This is a genomic window from Rossellomorea oryzaecorticis (assembly GCF_038405515.1).
Lineage (GTDB): Bacteria > Bacillota > Bacilli > Bacillales > Bacillaceae_B > Rossellomorea > Rossellomorea oryzaecorticis_A.
Genome location: NZ_JBBYAF010000014.1, coordinates 49,825 through 63,499, shown reverse-complemented (window position 1 = coordinate 63,499; position 13,675 = coordinate 49,825). Strand labels below are relative to the sequence as shown.

The window sequence follows — 13,675 nt, the reverse complement described above, 5'->3', positions numbered from 1 at the left end:
AGCTTTTGATTGGAGTGCAAGACGAAGACTCCTGCGGGAGAAGTGACTAATGTGAGACCCCGCAGGCGAAGCCGAGGAGGCTCACGGGTCACCCGCGGAAAGCGAAGTCTTGCACGGAAATCAAAAGCGGCGATCAATAGTATTAAATTTATATGAGGATTGTATAGGAATCAATCATTTTCAATTGAAAATAAAGCCCCAAACTTGTATGATGGTGGAAATCAAACTTCGTTAACAGTGAAGAATGATAAAGAACATAGAGCAGTGAAAAGGAGAGTCCCAGAATGGATATGGATTTCAATTTATTTATGAACGATATCGTCCGCCAGGCCCGTCAGGAAATGGAGACATCTGGTTATTCACAATTAACAACAGAAGAAGAAGTAGACCAAGCTTTCTCTAAGCCGGGTACTACACTTGTCATGATCAACTCAGTATGCGGATGTGCCGGGGGCATCGCCCGTCCTGCAGCGGCTCATTCCATTCATTACGATAAGAGACCGGATCAATTGGTTACGGTATTTGCCGGCCAGGACAAAGAAGCAACCGCTAAAGCCCGCAGTTACTTTACAGGCTACCCGCCTTCCTCACCATCTTTCGCACTATTAAAAGATGGAAAGCTTTTGACAATGGTTGAAAGACATGAAATCGAAGGTCATGATCCAATGTCAGTCGTGAACAAACTGCAATCCTACTTTGACGAATATTGTGAAGAAGTATAATAAGTAGACGAAAAAACCTGTCAGTGCATTTTCTGACAGGTCTTTTTTGTTAAAGGTCCTATATGGTATCCTTAAAGAATCATTTTAACTGTTAGGAGAAAGAAGCATGTTCCGAATTGGATATCGAACACTAAAAACGGGTATCGGGACCGCCCTGGCAATCAGTATCGCCCAACTGTTTCAGCTTGATAATTTCGTGTCAGCCGGGATCTTGACCATCCTTTGCATCCAGAACACTAAGAAAAAATCCGTCCAGGCATCCTCCAGCCGCTTCATTGCCTGTGTAATCGGGATGTTATTCTCTGCAGCATTCTTTGAATTTATTGCGTACCACCCTATTGTTATCGGTCTTTTGCTTCTCGTCTTTATCCCTGTAACGGTATCACTGCGGATAAAAGAAGGAATCGTTACGAGTTCTGTCATCATCCTCCATGTGTATTCCGCGGGGAATGTAACATTGGGACTTTTCAGGAATGAGATGGGGATCATAGTGATCGGTATCGGCATCGCACTGATCATGAACCTATATATGCCAAGTGTCGAAAATAAGCTGGCAGAATATCAGGAAAAAATCGAAGAGAACTTTTATAAGATTTTCTGTGAACTGATCAATCATCTTAAAACGAATCAGAGTGACTGGGATGGAAAAGAAATCACAGAAACAGAAAAATTGTTAAAAGAAGCAAAAACACTTGCTTTCAAAGATGTTGAAAATCATTTTCTCCGACATGCAGATTTATATTATCTTTATTTCAAAATGAGGGAGAAGCAGTTTGAGATTCTTCAGCGTATTCTCCCAATCGCTGCCTCTATTTCAATAAATGTCGAACCCGGCAAGAAAATAGCTCAGTTCCTGGAAGAATTGAGTCTGCATATACATCCGGGCAATACCGCCCTTTTTTATCTGAAGAAACTGTATGACTTGAAAGTGGAATTTGAACAAATGGATCTGCCTAAAACGCGGGAAGAATTCGAAGTTCGTGCAGCCCTTTATCAGTTTGTGCAGGAGATGGAACAATATCTGTTGATAAAAAGCTCCTTTAAAGGCATTCAAAAGAATGAGAAAAGCAAAAGAGAAGTACACTACACCTAAGATTGAATATAGAGGGTGATACGAGCAATGCGCATACTTCTCGCCATTATGCTTATGGCGTCTCCGATCTGGCCGCTGGGAAAAAACCCCTTGCCCGGGGACCCGTTTCTCATCATAAATAAAGAAACCAATCAGCTTGCCTTTATCAACGAAGGGGAGATTGTCGGCACATACGGCGCAGCCACCGGCAAAACAACCGATTTAACTCCAGAAGGCCTTTTCACCGTAACCGTGAAAGCGAAGGATCCATATTATCGCAAGAAGAACATTCCCGGCGGAGACCCCAGGAATCCGTTGGGGACAAGATGGATCGGATTCGATGCTGAAGGTACGGATGGAAGGATTTACGGCATCCACGGCACCAATCAGCCATCAAGCATCGGAAAATATATCTCAAACGGATGTATCAGGATGCTGAATAAAAATGTTGAATTTATTTATGACCGGGTGCCCCTCGGTACGAAAGTTTTAGTGGTGAAAACGTCAAAATCATTTCAGGAATTAGGGAAGGAATATGGTGCACTGAAGTAAAAAAGGATTTGCCCGTCGACGATGTTGACGGGCAAATCCTTTTTTGTTCCGAGCTTATAGTAAAAATGTAAGGCCAGCCATTATCGTGGAGGCAATCATCGCAAATAACATTAAATATACCACGATCTTTTGCATCTTTTTATTACCCAATAGAATCTCTCCATTCTTTCAGTAGAACATAAAATTGATTTATAAGAATATTTTATCGTGGATACCTCGAGAATACAACCTGTCCCTTTTAAGAAAACGCTTTAATAATTCGTTGAATTAGCAGGAATTTCGACAAAGGGAATCGAATTATTAGAGAGATAGAAGTAGAACATAGTTAGGGGATGGTAAGAATGAACAGAGTGGATCACATCGGGATAGCAGTATCATCAATTGAACATGTTCTTCCATTTTATGAACAAACACTTGGATTGAAGCTGCTGAAACTTGAAGAAGTTTCATCCCAGGGAGTAAAAGTAGCTTTTATCGATGGAGGAAATATAAAACTTGAATTACTGGAACCACTACATAAAGAAAGTCCCGTTGCAAAATTCATCGAGAAAAAAGGGGAAGGGATTCATCACCTTGCCTTTGGAGTACAAGGAATAGAAGAACGGATCTCGGAATTGCGTGATAAAGGTGTGAACATGATAAACGAAACCCCAAAACAAGGGGCAGGCGGGGCGATGGTCGCCTTCATGCACCCAAAATCATCACATGGCGTGCTGTACGAACTTTGTGACAAAACAAACATCAAGGAGGATCATGCATAATGGATATATATGAAAAGATTAATGAATTGTATGACCGCAGAAGAGAAGTGGAGCTTGGAGGCGGGGACGCGAAAATCGATAAACAGCATGAAAAGGGAAAGCTGACAGCAAGGGAAAGAATCGACATTCTGGTGGATCCGGGAAGCTTCGTTGAATTGAACCCATTCATTGAACACAGATGCTCGGATTTCGGACTGAACGGAGTGAACGGACCCGGGGACGGGGTAGTGACGGGGTACGGGAAAGTAGACGGTAAGCCCATTTATCTGTTTTCTCAGGATTTCACTGTATTTGGCGGAGCACTCGGGGAAATGCATGCGAAGAAAATCGCCAATGTCATGGACTTAGCCGTCAAAAACGGGGCACCATTCATCGGGTTGAACGATTCAGGTGGAGCACGTATCCAGGAAGGCGTGGTTTCCCTTGATGGATACGGTCACATATTCTACCGCAATTCCATCTATTCAGGGGTCATTCCGCAAATATCTGTCATCATGGGGCCTTGTGCGGGAGGTGCCGTATATTCCCCGGCAATTACGGATTTTGTTTTCATGGTGGATGAAACAAGCCAGATGTTCATCACAGGTCCTAAAGTTATCGAAACGGTCACTGGGGAGAAAATCAGTTCCGAAGACCTGGGCGGTGCGAAAGTTCACAATACGATCAGCGGGAATGCCCATTTCAGAGGAAAGACAGAAGAAGAGGTCCTGCTCGAGGTGCGGAGGCTATTAAGTTATTTGCCACAGAATAATGAAGAAAAACCGCCTAGGCTGGAGGCTTCTGAAGAAGATGATTACCGGGCAGATCTGACCGACATCATTCCATTCGATGCTATCCGCCCATATGACGTGCGGACCGTGATCAATGAAATTGTAGATGCGGACAGCTTTATGGAGGTACAAAAGGAATTTGCCAAGAATATCGTGGTAGGCCTGGCCCGCATTAAAGGCGAAGTGGTTGGACTCGTTTGTAATCAGCCAAAGTTCATGGCAGGAGGATTGGATATTGATTCTTCCGATAAGGCGTCCAGATTCATCCGTTTCTGTGATTCGTTCAATATCCCCCTCATTACATTTGAAGACGTCACAGGCTTCTTCCCGGGCATCAAGCAGGAGCATGGGGGCATTATACGACACGGTGCCAAAATCCTTTACGCTTATTCAGAAGCGACGGTGCCAAAGATGACGGTCATCTTAAGAAAAGCATACGGAGGGGCTTATGTGGCTCTGAACAGTAAGTCGATCGGGGCAGACCTTGTATTCGCTTGGCCGAATGCGGAAATTGCCGTCATGGGCCCTCAAGGAGCCGCAAATATTATCTTTGCACGGGAAATTGCCGGCAGCGATAATCCTGAAGAGCTTCGCGAGCAGAAAATTGAAGAGTACCGTGAAAAATTTGCGAACCCTTATGTAGCAGCATCCCGCGGGATGGTAGATGACGTCATCGATCCTCGCGAAACCCGAATCAAACTGATTCAGGGTCTTGAAATGATGAGAAACAAAAAAGAAGAAAGACCAGCCAAAAAACACGGAAACATCCCACTGTAAGGAAGTTTATTTGTCCGGTCATCACATTCACGATATACTTAACAGTGAATACATATTGTGGAGGTCAACTTAATGATAAATCAAGAACGCTTATTAAATGAATTTCTCGAATTGGTTCAAATTGATTCAGAAACAAAAGATGAAGCTGAAATTGCAAAAGTATTAACGAAGAAATTTACGGACCTTGGTGTCGAAGTTTATGAAGATGACACAATGGACGTTACTGGACATGGTGCTGGCAATCTGATCTGTAACCTGAAAGGAAACAAAGAAGGCGTCGATACGATTTATTTCACTTCTCATATGGATACGGTTGTTCCAGCCAAAGGAGTTAAACCGACAGTCAAAGAAGACGGTTATGTATACTCTGACGGTACCACCATTCTGGGAGCGGATGATAAAGCCGGACTTGCAACGATGCTTGAGGCGATCACTGTCTTGAAAGAACAGAATATCTCCCACGGTGATATCCAATTCATCATTACCGTAGGAGAGGAGTCGGGCCTAGTAGGTGCAAAAGCTCTCGATTCTTCCCTTGTGAAGGCGAAATACGGATTTGCACTGGATTCTGACGGCAAAGTCGGCAACATCATCGTAGCAGCTCCTACCCAGGCGAAAATCCTTGCAACGATTTTTGGGAAAACGGCTCATGCTGGAGTCGCTCCTGAAAAAGGCGTATCAGCGATCACCATTGCTGCAAAAGCGATCGCTAAGATGCCGCTTGGACGCATTGATGAAGAAACAACGGCTAATATCGGGCGCTTTGAAGGCGGGAAAGCGACAAATATCGTTTGCGAGCAAGTCGATATTTTAGCGGAAGCACGTTCACTGATTCCTGAAAAAATGGAAAAGCAAGTGGAAAAAATGAAGTCTGCATTCGTAACGGTTGCTGAAGAAATGGGTGGAAAAGCTGAAGTTGAAGTTCAGGTAATGTATCCAGGTTTCAAGTTTAGTGACGGAGACGAAGTCGTTGAAGTGGCCAAACGTGCTGCCAAGAAAATCGGCCGCCCAAGTGAACTACTGACAAGCGGAGGCGGAAGTGATGCAAACGTCATCGCAGGCTTCGGTGTACCGACAGTAAACCTGGCGGTAGGATACGAAGAGATTCACACCAAAAATGAAAGAATGCCTGTGGAAGAACTGAATAAACTTGCTGAAATGGTCGTAGCCGTCATTCAGGAAGTCGCTGAATAAAAAAGCGAGCCTCCAGCCGCCGTAGCTGGAACAACAGTGTTTTAGTCTAAATAAATCCGAACTAATTAATTGAATTCCATGATTCAAATTAGTTCGGGTTTTTTATTTGAATTGTGTTGGAGTATTCGTTTAGTTTTTAAATCGTTCCAGCGGTTGATTGGAGTGCAAGACGAAGACTCCTGCGGGAATAGTAGCTTATGTGAGACGTGTCCAGCTCCGGGGCTTAGAGGCACATGTCATAAGTCAACTCGTCCAAGAAGGCAAAGAACGCCTTCGTGGACGATTCGCCTTATGCCACCCGCCTCTGAACAAAGCCCCTCCGCTTTTCTACCCGCAGGCTTGCCGAGGAGGCTCACGGGCTACCCGCGGAAAGCGAAGTCTTGCATGGAAATCAATAGCGGTAATTAGGCCCTTCACAAAATCTGGATTCTTTATCTCTCCATATCCTCTGGAATATGGTACATTAGAAGTACCATAAAGATAGAGAGTTGAGAGGAGACATCACTATGATGACAAAAGTAGTCGTATTCCATGCAGGCAGGGAAGAGTATGCACTGCCAATTGAAAATGTCGTTTCAATTGAAAAACTGGATCACATAAATCCTATTCCACATCTGCCTCCCTATGTACTCGGTTTGGTTAAAGTAAGAAATGAACTTATTCCTGTAATGGACATGTCCTCTATTTTATATAACAATCCATTAACTAACGATGAAGGTTTATTTCTGCTTGTGGTACATACAGAGACTCTTGAGGTCGGACTAGTGGTAAAAGAAGCAAAAGAAATTTTGGAAGTTGCTGACGCCTCCATTACTGATGTCGGACTGCTGTCCTATTCAAGGACCAAATATTTCAACGGCGTGATCAACCTGGAGAAACGTATGATCACAAAGATTGATCCTGAGGTTTTGGTCGAAAGCTTAGAAGGTATTAAAGAATTAAGAGATTATGTCCAGGAGCAAAAAATCTCACAAATCTAATGATATGAAAGACGCGATAGTATGAATTCACATTACCCCAAGAATGGCAGAGTCATTCTTCACGTCGATATGAATAGCTTTTACGCATCGGTTGAAATGGCTTATGATCCCAGTCTTAAAGGGAAACCTTTGGCGATAGCAGGCAACCCCAAAGAAAGAAAAGGCATTATCGTTACTTGCAGCTACGAAGCAAGAAGCTTCGGTGTAAAGACGACTATGCCTCTTTGGGAAGCAAGGAAACTCTGTCCGAACTTGATTATAAAGACCCCTAATTTCGATCGATACCGGGCAGCATCCAAAGGCATGTTCGATATACTGCGCCAGTACTCTGACCTTGTGGAGCCGGTCTCCATCGATGAAGGCTATATGGATATTACCGATTCATATGAAAAAGAAACCCCGTTGGAAATAGCCTCTTCCATTCAAACCCAAATTAATAGTCAGTTGGACCTGCCTTGTTCTATAGGGATAGCTCCAAACAAATTTCTTGCGAAAACAGCTTCTGATATGAAAAAACCAATGGGGATCACAGTTCTAAGAAAAAGGGATATCCCAATGAAGCTATGGCCTCTCCCAGTCATTGAAATGCACGGAGTCGGCTCGAAAACAGCTGAAAAGCTGAACACTCTTGGTATAGAAACGTGTAAGGATTTAGCAAAAGCAAACGATATTCAACTTAAATCTCTATTGGGGATCAACGGCCTGCGCCTCAAAGAACGTGCAAATGGTATAGACAGACGAGTTGTGGACCCTGATTCTATTTATGATTATAAAAGTGTAGGGAACTCGACAACCCTCCCGAAGGATACAACGAATCAAAGTGAGCTGCTGTCCATCATTGATAAACTGTGCGGCAAAGTATCCCAAAGACTGACTCAAAAGGATGTCGTTGGAACGACAGTCCAAATCATGATTCGTGATAAATTTCGCAAGACCATTACAAGAAGCAGGAAAGTAGAAAACCCCGTCATAAAAAAAGAAGAGCTCTTTCATCACTCCAAGGAATTATTTATCAAACATTGGAATGGAGATCCTGTACGGCTTCTGGGAGTGACTGTACAGGATCTAATTGAGAAAAATGAGGCGACAGAGCAGCTGGACCTTTTTTCTTATGAAAGTGCCGCGCAGAAAGAGCCCTTATATAATGTCCTTTCTCAATTGCAGGAAAAGTTCGGTAAAAATTCCATATCCAAAGGCGTCCGGGGGAAAGATAAGGGACCTTCCTATCATTCAAAGCAGGATACAAGTTTCAATAAGGACTTTTTACGGGATTAATGGGCATTCTAACATAAGGGGACTGAGCAAGTATCGGCATCGCGAAAAAACGGATTATTTGCATCGGCTCCGCATTCTTGTTAGATTGAAAGGGATTGTCTAACGTGTTTTAGAAATAATATAAGATTTCTATAAACAGGAAAACTTACACAGAAAGGACGTTGACTGAAATGTCTAAGCAAGAAATCGGTGTTATTGGATTAGCAGTAATGGGAAAAAACCTTGCATGGAATATTGAAAGCAGAGGATATTCTGTGTCTGTTTATAATCGTTCCCGTGAAAAAACGGATGAAATGGTGAATGAGTCAAGCGGAAAGAAAATCGTACCTACATACACAATTGAGGAATTCGTAAACTCGCTTGAGAAACCGCGAAAGATCCTCCTTATGGTGAAAGCGGGAAAAGCAACCGATGCCACAATCGATCAATTGAAACCTTTCCTCGAAAAAGGAGATATCCTGATCGATGGCGGTAATACATTCTTCGAGGATACAAGAAGACGTAATCACGAACTGAGTGAATCTGGCATTCACTTTATCGGCACAGGTGTATCAGGCGGTGAAGAAGGGGCATTGACCGGCCCGTCAATCATGCCTGGCGGTCAAAAGGAAGCTTATGAGCTTGTTGCTCCGATCCTTAAAGACATCGCTGCTAAAGTAAACGGTGAAGCTTGTACAACCTACATCGGTCCCGATGGTGCGGGTCACTATGTGAAAATGGTTCATAACGGAATTGAATATGGTGATATGCAGCTGATCGCAGAATCCTATTTCCTCATGAAAAACGTTCTCGGATTAAGCGCAGAAGAACTTCACGAAGTTTTCGCTGAGTGGAATAAAGGAGAACTCGATAGTTATCTGATTGAAATCACAGCCGATATCTTCACGAAAAAAGATGATGAAACAGGCAAGCCGATGGTCGATGTCATCCTCGATAAAGCCGGACAAAAAGGTACTGGTAAATGGACAAGCCAAAGTGCGCTTGATCTGGGGGTATCCCTGCCGATCATTACAGAGTCCGTATTTGCACGCTTTATTTCTGCAATAAAAGATGAGCGCGTCAAAGCGAGCAAAATCCTGAAGGGTCCTGACACACCAGCGTTCACCGGTGATAAGGGAGCTCTTATTGAATCCATCCGCAAAGCCCTTTACATGAGCAAGATTTGTTCATATGCCCAAGGATTTGCCCAAATGCGTTCAGCGAGCGACGAATACGACTGGAACCTTCAATATGGTGATATCGCAATGATTTTCCGGGGAGGCTGCATCATCCGCGCTCAATTCCTTCAAAAGATCAAGGAAGCTTATGACCGCGAATCAGGCCTTTCGAATCTTTTATTGGATCCTTACTTCAAGGAAATCGTGGAAAGCTATCAATACGCGCTTCGCGAGGTCATCTCTGTTGCCGTTCAAAACGGTGTACCAGTACCTGGCTTCTCAGCAGCGCTTTCTTACTACGACAGCTATCGTACCGAAACTCTGCCTGCCAATTTGATTCAGGCACAGCGTGACTACTTTGGTGCTCATACGTATCAGCGTGTCGATAAAGAAGGAACATTCCACACTGAATGGATGAAATAAGAATACAAGCAAAAGCCCCGCTGAAATGAGCGGGGCTTTTTGTACGTCTATTTCACTTTTATTAACATTGTTCTACATCGAGATTTGCTATTGGCCACCAGTAATACCCGTCTTTTGCTAATAGATTATCGGCAGCTTTAGGTCCCATTGAACCGGACTCGTAATTAGGGAACTGTTCGTCACGTGTCCTTTCCCATACTTCTGAAATTTTATCCACGAACGCCCATGATAGTTTCACTTCATCCCAGTGAGTGAAATTAGTGGCGTCTCCACGCATACAATCATGCAGAAGCTTTTCATACGCTTCAGGTGTATTCATGCCATCGACACTTGTATTGGCAAAATTTAATTTAACCGGAGTCGTTTCAATGTTTTGACCTGATTTCTTAACATTCAGATGAAGGGTGATGCCTTCTTCAGGCTGAATGTGTATAACGAGCAGGTTCGGCGCTAGAGGCTTGTCTGTATTATAGTATAGGTTCATCGGGATATCTTTGAATTGAATCACGATTTTCGTGGACTTAGTAGCCATTCTCTTTCCTGTGCGGATATAGAACGGCACCCCGGCCCAGCGGAAATTATCAATCATCAGCTTCCCGGCTACGAATGTTTCGGTATTGGAATAGTCGTCTACATTCTCGGCTTCGCGGTACCCCTTTAGCGCTTGGTCTTTCGAAGTCCCCGGCCCGTACTGGCCTCGTACAAAATAGTCCTTTACTTCTTCGGATTCAAATGGACGAAGAGCTCTCAATACACGGACCTTCTCACTTCTGATTTCATCAGTCGTCAACTTGATCGGCGGTTCCATCGCCAAGAGGGCAACCATTTGAAGCATATGGTTCTGCACCATGTCTCTTAACGCGCCGCTTTTTTCATAATAACGGCCTCGTTCTTCAACACCCAATTCTTCAGAAGAAGTCACCTGGATGTTTGAAATATACCGATTATTCCACAACGGTTCGAACATCGCATTGGCAAAACGGATCACTTCGATATTTTGCACCATTTCTTTACCAAGATAGTGGTCGATCCGATAAATTTGATCTTCAGTGAAGGACTCACGGATTTGATTGTTCAACTTTTCAGCAGACGGCAAGTCATGTCCGAACGGCTTTTCGATGACTAAGCGCTGGAAACCAGTCGTATCCGTCAACCCTTGATTCTTTAATTGTTCTGTAATGGTCCCGAAGAATTCCGGAGCCATCGCCAAGTAGAAAATACGGTTTCCTTCCAGTTGATAATGTTCATCCAGTTCTTCTGAAATTTGTTTCTGCGCCTGATAGGAATCATTATTCGATAAATCATTTTGCTGATAGTAAAAATGAGAAACGAATTCATCGATGTTTTCATTTTTACCTAAAGCATTATGTACTGATGTTCTGACATGCTCTTGAAAATCTTCATTTGACCAGTCACGGCGTCCGACACCGATGACGGCAAATCGTTCCGAGATTTTTCCTTTACGGAACAAATGATAAAGGGATGGATATAGTTTTCTTTTTGCTAAATCCCCTGTAGCTCCAAAAATAGTGATCAGAGAAGAGGGAGTATTAGTATTTTTCACTGTCATGACCTCACTTTATCTTGTTGCTGATCTGTTTTAAAAGAATGTTTCTTCCTATTTATTATCTACTACAATTATTTAATTTTAAAGATTTTATGAGTATTTAGCAAATCATATGCTGATAAACTTTTTTCTGAAAGTTATTAACAATTGTCTCTGTTAAACACTGCTGCCCGATCCGGTGCAGGACTTCGCTTTCAGCGGGTGATCGGTGAGCCTCGGGTATTCTAATTTAAATTGACAAAGTATCGTCCTCTTTATGTTGGCTTAATTCTTTAATCTTATAACCTGATTGCAAATAGGTACTAAAAGTGAGTCATTTACATGCGAATATGGAAGTAAGGCTTTACTGCACTAGGTTCGCATGCAAATATGCTATTATAGTGGTATCACCGATCGCAGTAGGAGTGAAGAATGTGGAATTATTATTTTTGGGTACAGGAGCGGGAGTACCCGCCAAGCTCCGCAATGTGACAAGCATTGCTTTGAAATTACTGGAAGAAAGAGGGGCCGTGTGGCTTTTCGATTGCGGGGAAGCCACGCAGCACCAAATTTTACATACGAGCTTGAAACCGAGAAGAATCGAGAAAATCTTTATCACCCATCTTCATGGGGACCACATATATGGACTTCCTGGCCTGCTTGGGAGCAGATCGTTTCAGGGAGGGGAATCCGAGCTGACTGTCTATGGACCAAAGGGCATTAAACAGTTTATTGAAGTCTCATTAACAATCAGCCAAACACATCTGAAATATCCCCTTCGAGTAGAGGAAATAGAAGAAGGAGTAATCTTTGAGGATGAAGGCTTCAGAGTGGAGGCTCGTGAACTTCAGCATGGACTGCCGTCTTTCGGCTTCCGGGTGGAGGAAAAAGATAAGCGCGGGGAGCTCCAGGTCGACCGGCTGCAGGAAAGAGGGTTAAAGCCAGGCCCTATTTATAAAAAAATGAAGGCGGGCGAAGAGGTTGTCCTTGATGATGGAAGCATCGTGGATGGGAAGGATTTCATCGGTCCATCCATCCCGGGGCGTGTCGTCACGATTCTAGGGGATACCCGCACGTGTGAAAATGCATTCGAACTTGCACGTTCCGCTGACGTACTGGTTCATGAAGCTACATTCAATCAAGATCAGGAAGAGATGGCACATGAATATTTCCACTCAACCACCAGACAGGCAGCCGAAACCGCGTCCAAAGCGGGAGTGAACGTCCTGTTCCTGACTCATATCTCCTCAAGATTCGCTAAAGAATCCTGGCCGGAGTTACAAAAGGAAGCAAGGGAAGTCTTCCCTGACAGCTATATCGCAAAGGATTTTATGGAACACACGATTCCTTTGAAAAAATAGAGAGAGGAGATCCCATATGAAAACCATTTATATTGTCCGTCATGCCAAGGCAGAAGGTCAGCCGTTTCATGCATCATTGACTGCAGAAGGGGAGGAGCAGGCACGCCGCCTTGCTTCCTTCTTGGAGAAATACCCTGTTGATGCTATTTATTCAAGCCCTTTTAAAAGAGCCCTCCAAACGATTCAGCCTTTTGCCGAACGTAAAGGATTATCCATAATCGAAGATGATCGTCTTGGTGAGAGAATACTGAGCGAAAAGGATTTTACCGACTGGAAGCAGAAATTGCGGGAAAGCTTCGAGGATTTTTCCCTGGTCTTTCCCGGCGGTGAATCCAATGAACAGGGGCTGGCACGTGCCGCGTCGTTTATCGAGTTTGTGGTTGAAAGGAAAGAGGACCATATCGTTGTTGTGAGCCATGGCAACCTCACCACCTTATTGCTGCGTTACTTTGATGAAACATACGGATACGATGAATTGTTTGCTCTGACCAACCCGGATGTGTATCTTGTGAAGGTGGATGAGGGAAGAGTGGAACGGGTTTGGGAGTCTTGACCTTTACTGTCCATCGATGGAGATGTTCCTGATCAATTATGAAGCATGCTTGAAGAGGGAAATTGCCTTCAAGCATGTTTTTTTATTATTGAGGTTGAAGTTGGAGGGGTTTTTAATGCGTTATCTACAATAAAAAGGTAGATTTTTAAGTTGTTTTTATGTTTTTCACAGTAAGGAAGTTGAAATCGGAAGCATTTGGGGAGCAACTATAAACTTTTTCCGGATTTATGATCTTGTTTTCTGGTTTATGATCCTGTTTCCGGATTTATGATCCGGTCTGCAAATATATGATCTTTTTTCCAAAAATACGATCCTATTTAAGGATTTATGATCTTTTAATAATCATTCTAAATAAGATCATTTATCACAAACTTTTTATCAAAGAAAAAACCGAGCCATAACCTGCTCGGTTTTTAACGGATGGCTCTGGTCTCAAATTTGCCGGCTCTGAGCAAAACGCCCATTTCCGCTTTTCTATTGTCCAGCTCCAGGGCTTAGAGGCTCGAGACATAAGTCATGTCATCCAAAAGGC

The 13,675-nt window shown here is 43.4% G+C and carries 13 protein-coding genes; 11 read left to right on the top strand and 2 right to left on the bottom strand.

The window, feature by feature from the left end; genetic code table 11:
- Window positions 1-284 precede the first annotated feature (284 nt).
- The 3 genes from AAEO50_RS09170 to AAEO50_RS09160 all read left to right on the top strand — a co-directional run bounded on the left by AAEO50_RS09170 (window position 285) and on the right by AAEO50_RS09160 (window position 2,346).
- Window positions 285-722 carry a BrxA/BrxB family bacilliredoxin gene (locus AAEO50_RS09170; RefSeq protein ID WP_341982744.1) on the top strand — a complete coding sequence of 146 codons (438 nt, stop codon included), beginning with the start codon at window positions 285-287 and terminating at the stop codon, window positions 720-722.
- 106 nt (window positions 723-828) lie between these two features.
- Window positions 829-1,815 (top strand): aromatic acid exporter family protein, encoded by a 987-nt coding sequence (locus AAEO50_RS09165; RefSeq protein WP_341982742.1) that lies wholly within the window; start codon window positions 829-831, stop codon window positions 1,813-1,815.
- A gap of 27 nt (window positions 1,816-1,842) precedes the next feature.
- Window positions 1,843-2,346, top strand: coding sequence for a L,D-transpeptidase (locus AAEO50_RS09160; protein WP_341982740.1), 504 nt, complete (start codon window positions 1,843-1,845; stop codon window positions 2,344-2,346).
- A 54-nt stretch (window positions 2,347-2,400) separates the two neighbouring features.
- On the opposite strand, the gene prli42 is transcribed toward AAEO50_RS09160, so the two are convergent.
- Entirely contained in the window at window positions 2,401-2,481 is an 81-nt protein-coding gene (gene prli42, locus AAEO50_RS09155; protein WP_341982788.1) for a stressosome-associated protein Prli42, read from the bottom strand.
- Between the two features lie 206 nt (window positions 2,482-2,687).
- Here prli42 and mce point away from each other — a divergent pair, with 206 nt between their 5' ends.
- From mce to gndA, 6 genes are all read left to right on the top strand, one after another.
- Window positions 2,688-3,107 (top strand): methylmalonyl-CoA epimerase, encoded by a 420-nt coding sequence (gene mce, locus AAEO50_RS09150; protein WP_341982738.1) that lies wholly within the window; start codon window positions 2,688-2,690, stop codon window positions 3,105-3,107.
- Window positions 3,107-4,654, top strand: a complete 1,548-nt coding sequence (locus AAEO50_RS09145) for an acyl-CoA carboxylase subunit beta (protein ID WP_341982736.1) — start codon at window positions 3,107-3,109, stop codon at window positions 4,652-4,654. The genes mce and AAEO50_RS09145 overlap by 1 nt, the downstream gene beginning before the upstream one ends.
- 72 nt (window positions 4,655-4,726) lie before the next feature.
- Window positions 4,727-5,848, top strand: coding sequence for a M20/M25/M40 family metallo-hydrolase (locus AAEO50_RS09140; protein WP_341982734.1), 1,122 nt, complete (start codon window positions 4,727-4,729; stop codon window positions 5,846-5,848).
- Between the two features lie 506 nt (window positions 5,849-6,354).
- Complete coding sequence (locus tag AAEO50_RS09135) at window positions 6,355-6,828, top strand: chemotaxis protein CheW (RefSeq protein WP_341982732.1); 474 nt, start codon at window positions 6,355-6,357, stop codon at window positions 6,826-6,828.
- Window positions 6,829-6,849: 21 nt separating this feature from the next.
- On the top strand, window positions 6,850-8,103 hold the full coding sequence (locus AAEO50_RS09130) for a DNA polymerase IV (RefSeq protein WP_341982730.1): 1,254 nt from the start codon (window positions 6,850-6,852) through the stop codon (window positions 8,101-8,103).
- Between the two features lie 170 nt (window positions 8,104-8,273).
- Window positions 8,274-9,683 (top strand): NADP-dependent phosphogluconate dehydrogenase, encoded by a 1,410-nt coding sequence (gene gndA / locus AAEO50_RS09125; RefSeq protein ID WP_341982728.1) that lies wholly within the window; start codon window positions 8,274-8,276, stop codon window positions 9,681-9,683.
- A gap of 61 nt (window positions 9,684-9,744) precedes the next feature.
- Here the strand turns inward: gndA and zwf are convergent, their stop codons facing one another.
- Window positions 9,745-11,247, bottom strand: a complete 1,503-nt coding sequence (gene zwf / locus AAEO50_RS09120; protein WP_341982726.1) for a glucose-6-phosphate dehydrogenase — start codon at window positions 11,245-11,247, stop codon at window positions 9,745-9,747.
- Window positions 11,248-11,663: 416 nt separating this feature from the next.
- Here zwf and rnz point away from each other — a divergent pair, with 416 nt between their 5' ends.
- Window positions 11,664-12,590 carry a ribonuclease Z gene (gene rnz, locus AAEO50_RS09115; RefSeq protein WP_341982724.1) on the top strand — a complete coding sequence of 309 codons (927 nt, stop codon included), beginning with the start codon at window positions 11,664-11,666 and terminating at the stop codon, window positions 12,588-12,590.
- A gap of 16 nt (window positions 12,591-12,606) precedes the next feature.
- The gene (locus AAEO50_RS09110; RefSeq protein WP_341982722.1) at window positions 12,607-13,143 is read left to right on the top strand and encodes a histidine phosphatase family protein; all 537 of its coding nucleotides are present in this window, start codon (window positions 12,607-12,609) and stop codon (window positions 13,141-13,143) included.
- Window positions 13,144-13,675 lie beyond the last annotated feature (532 nt).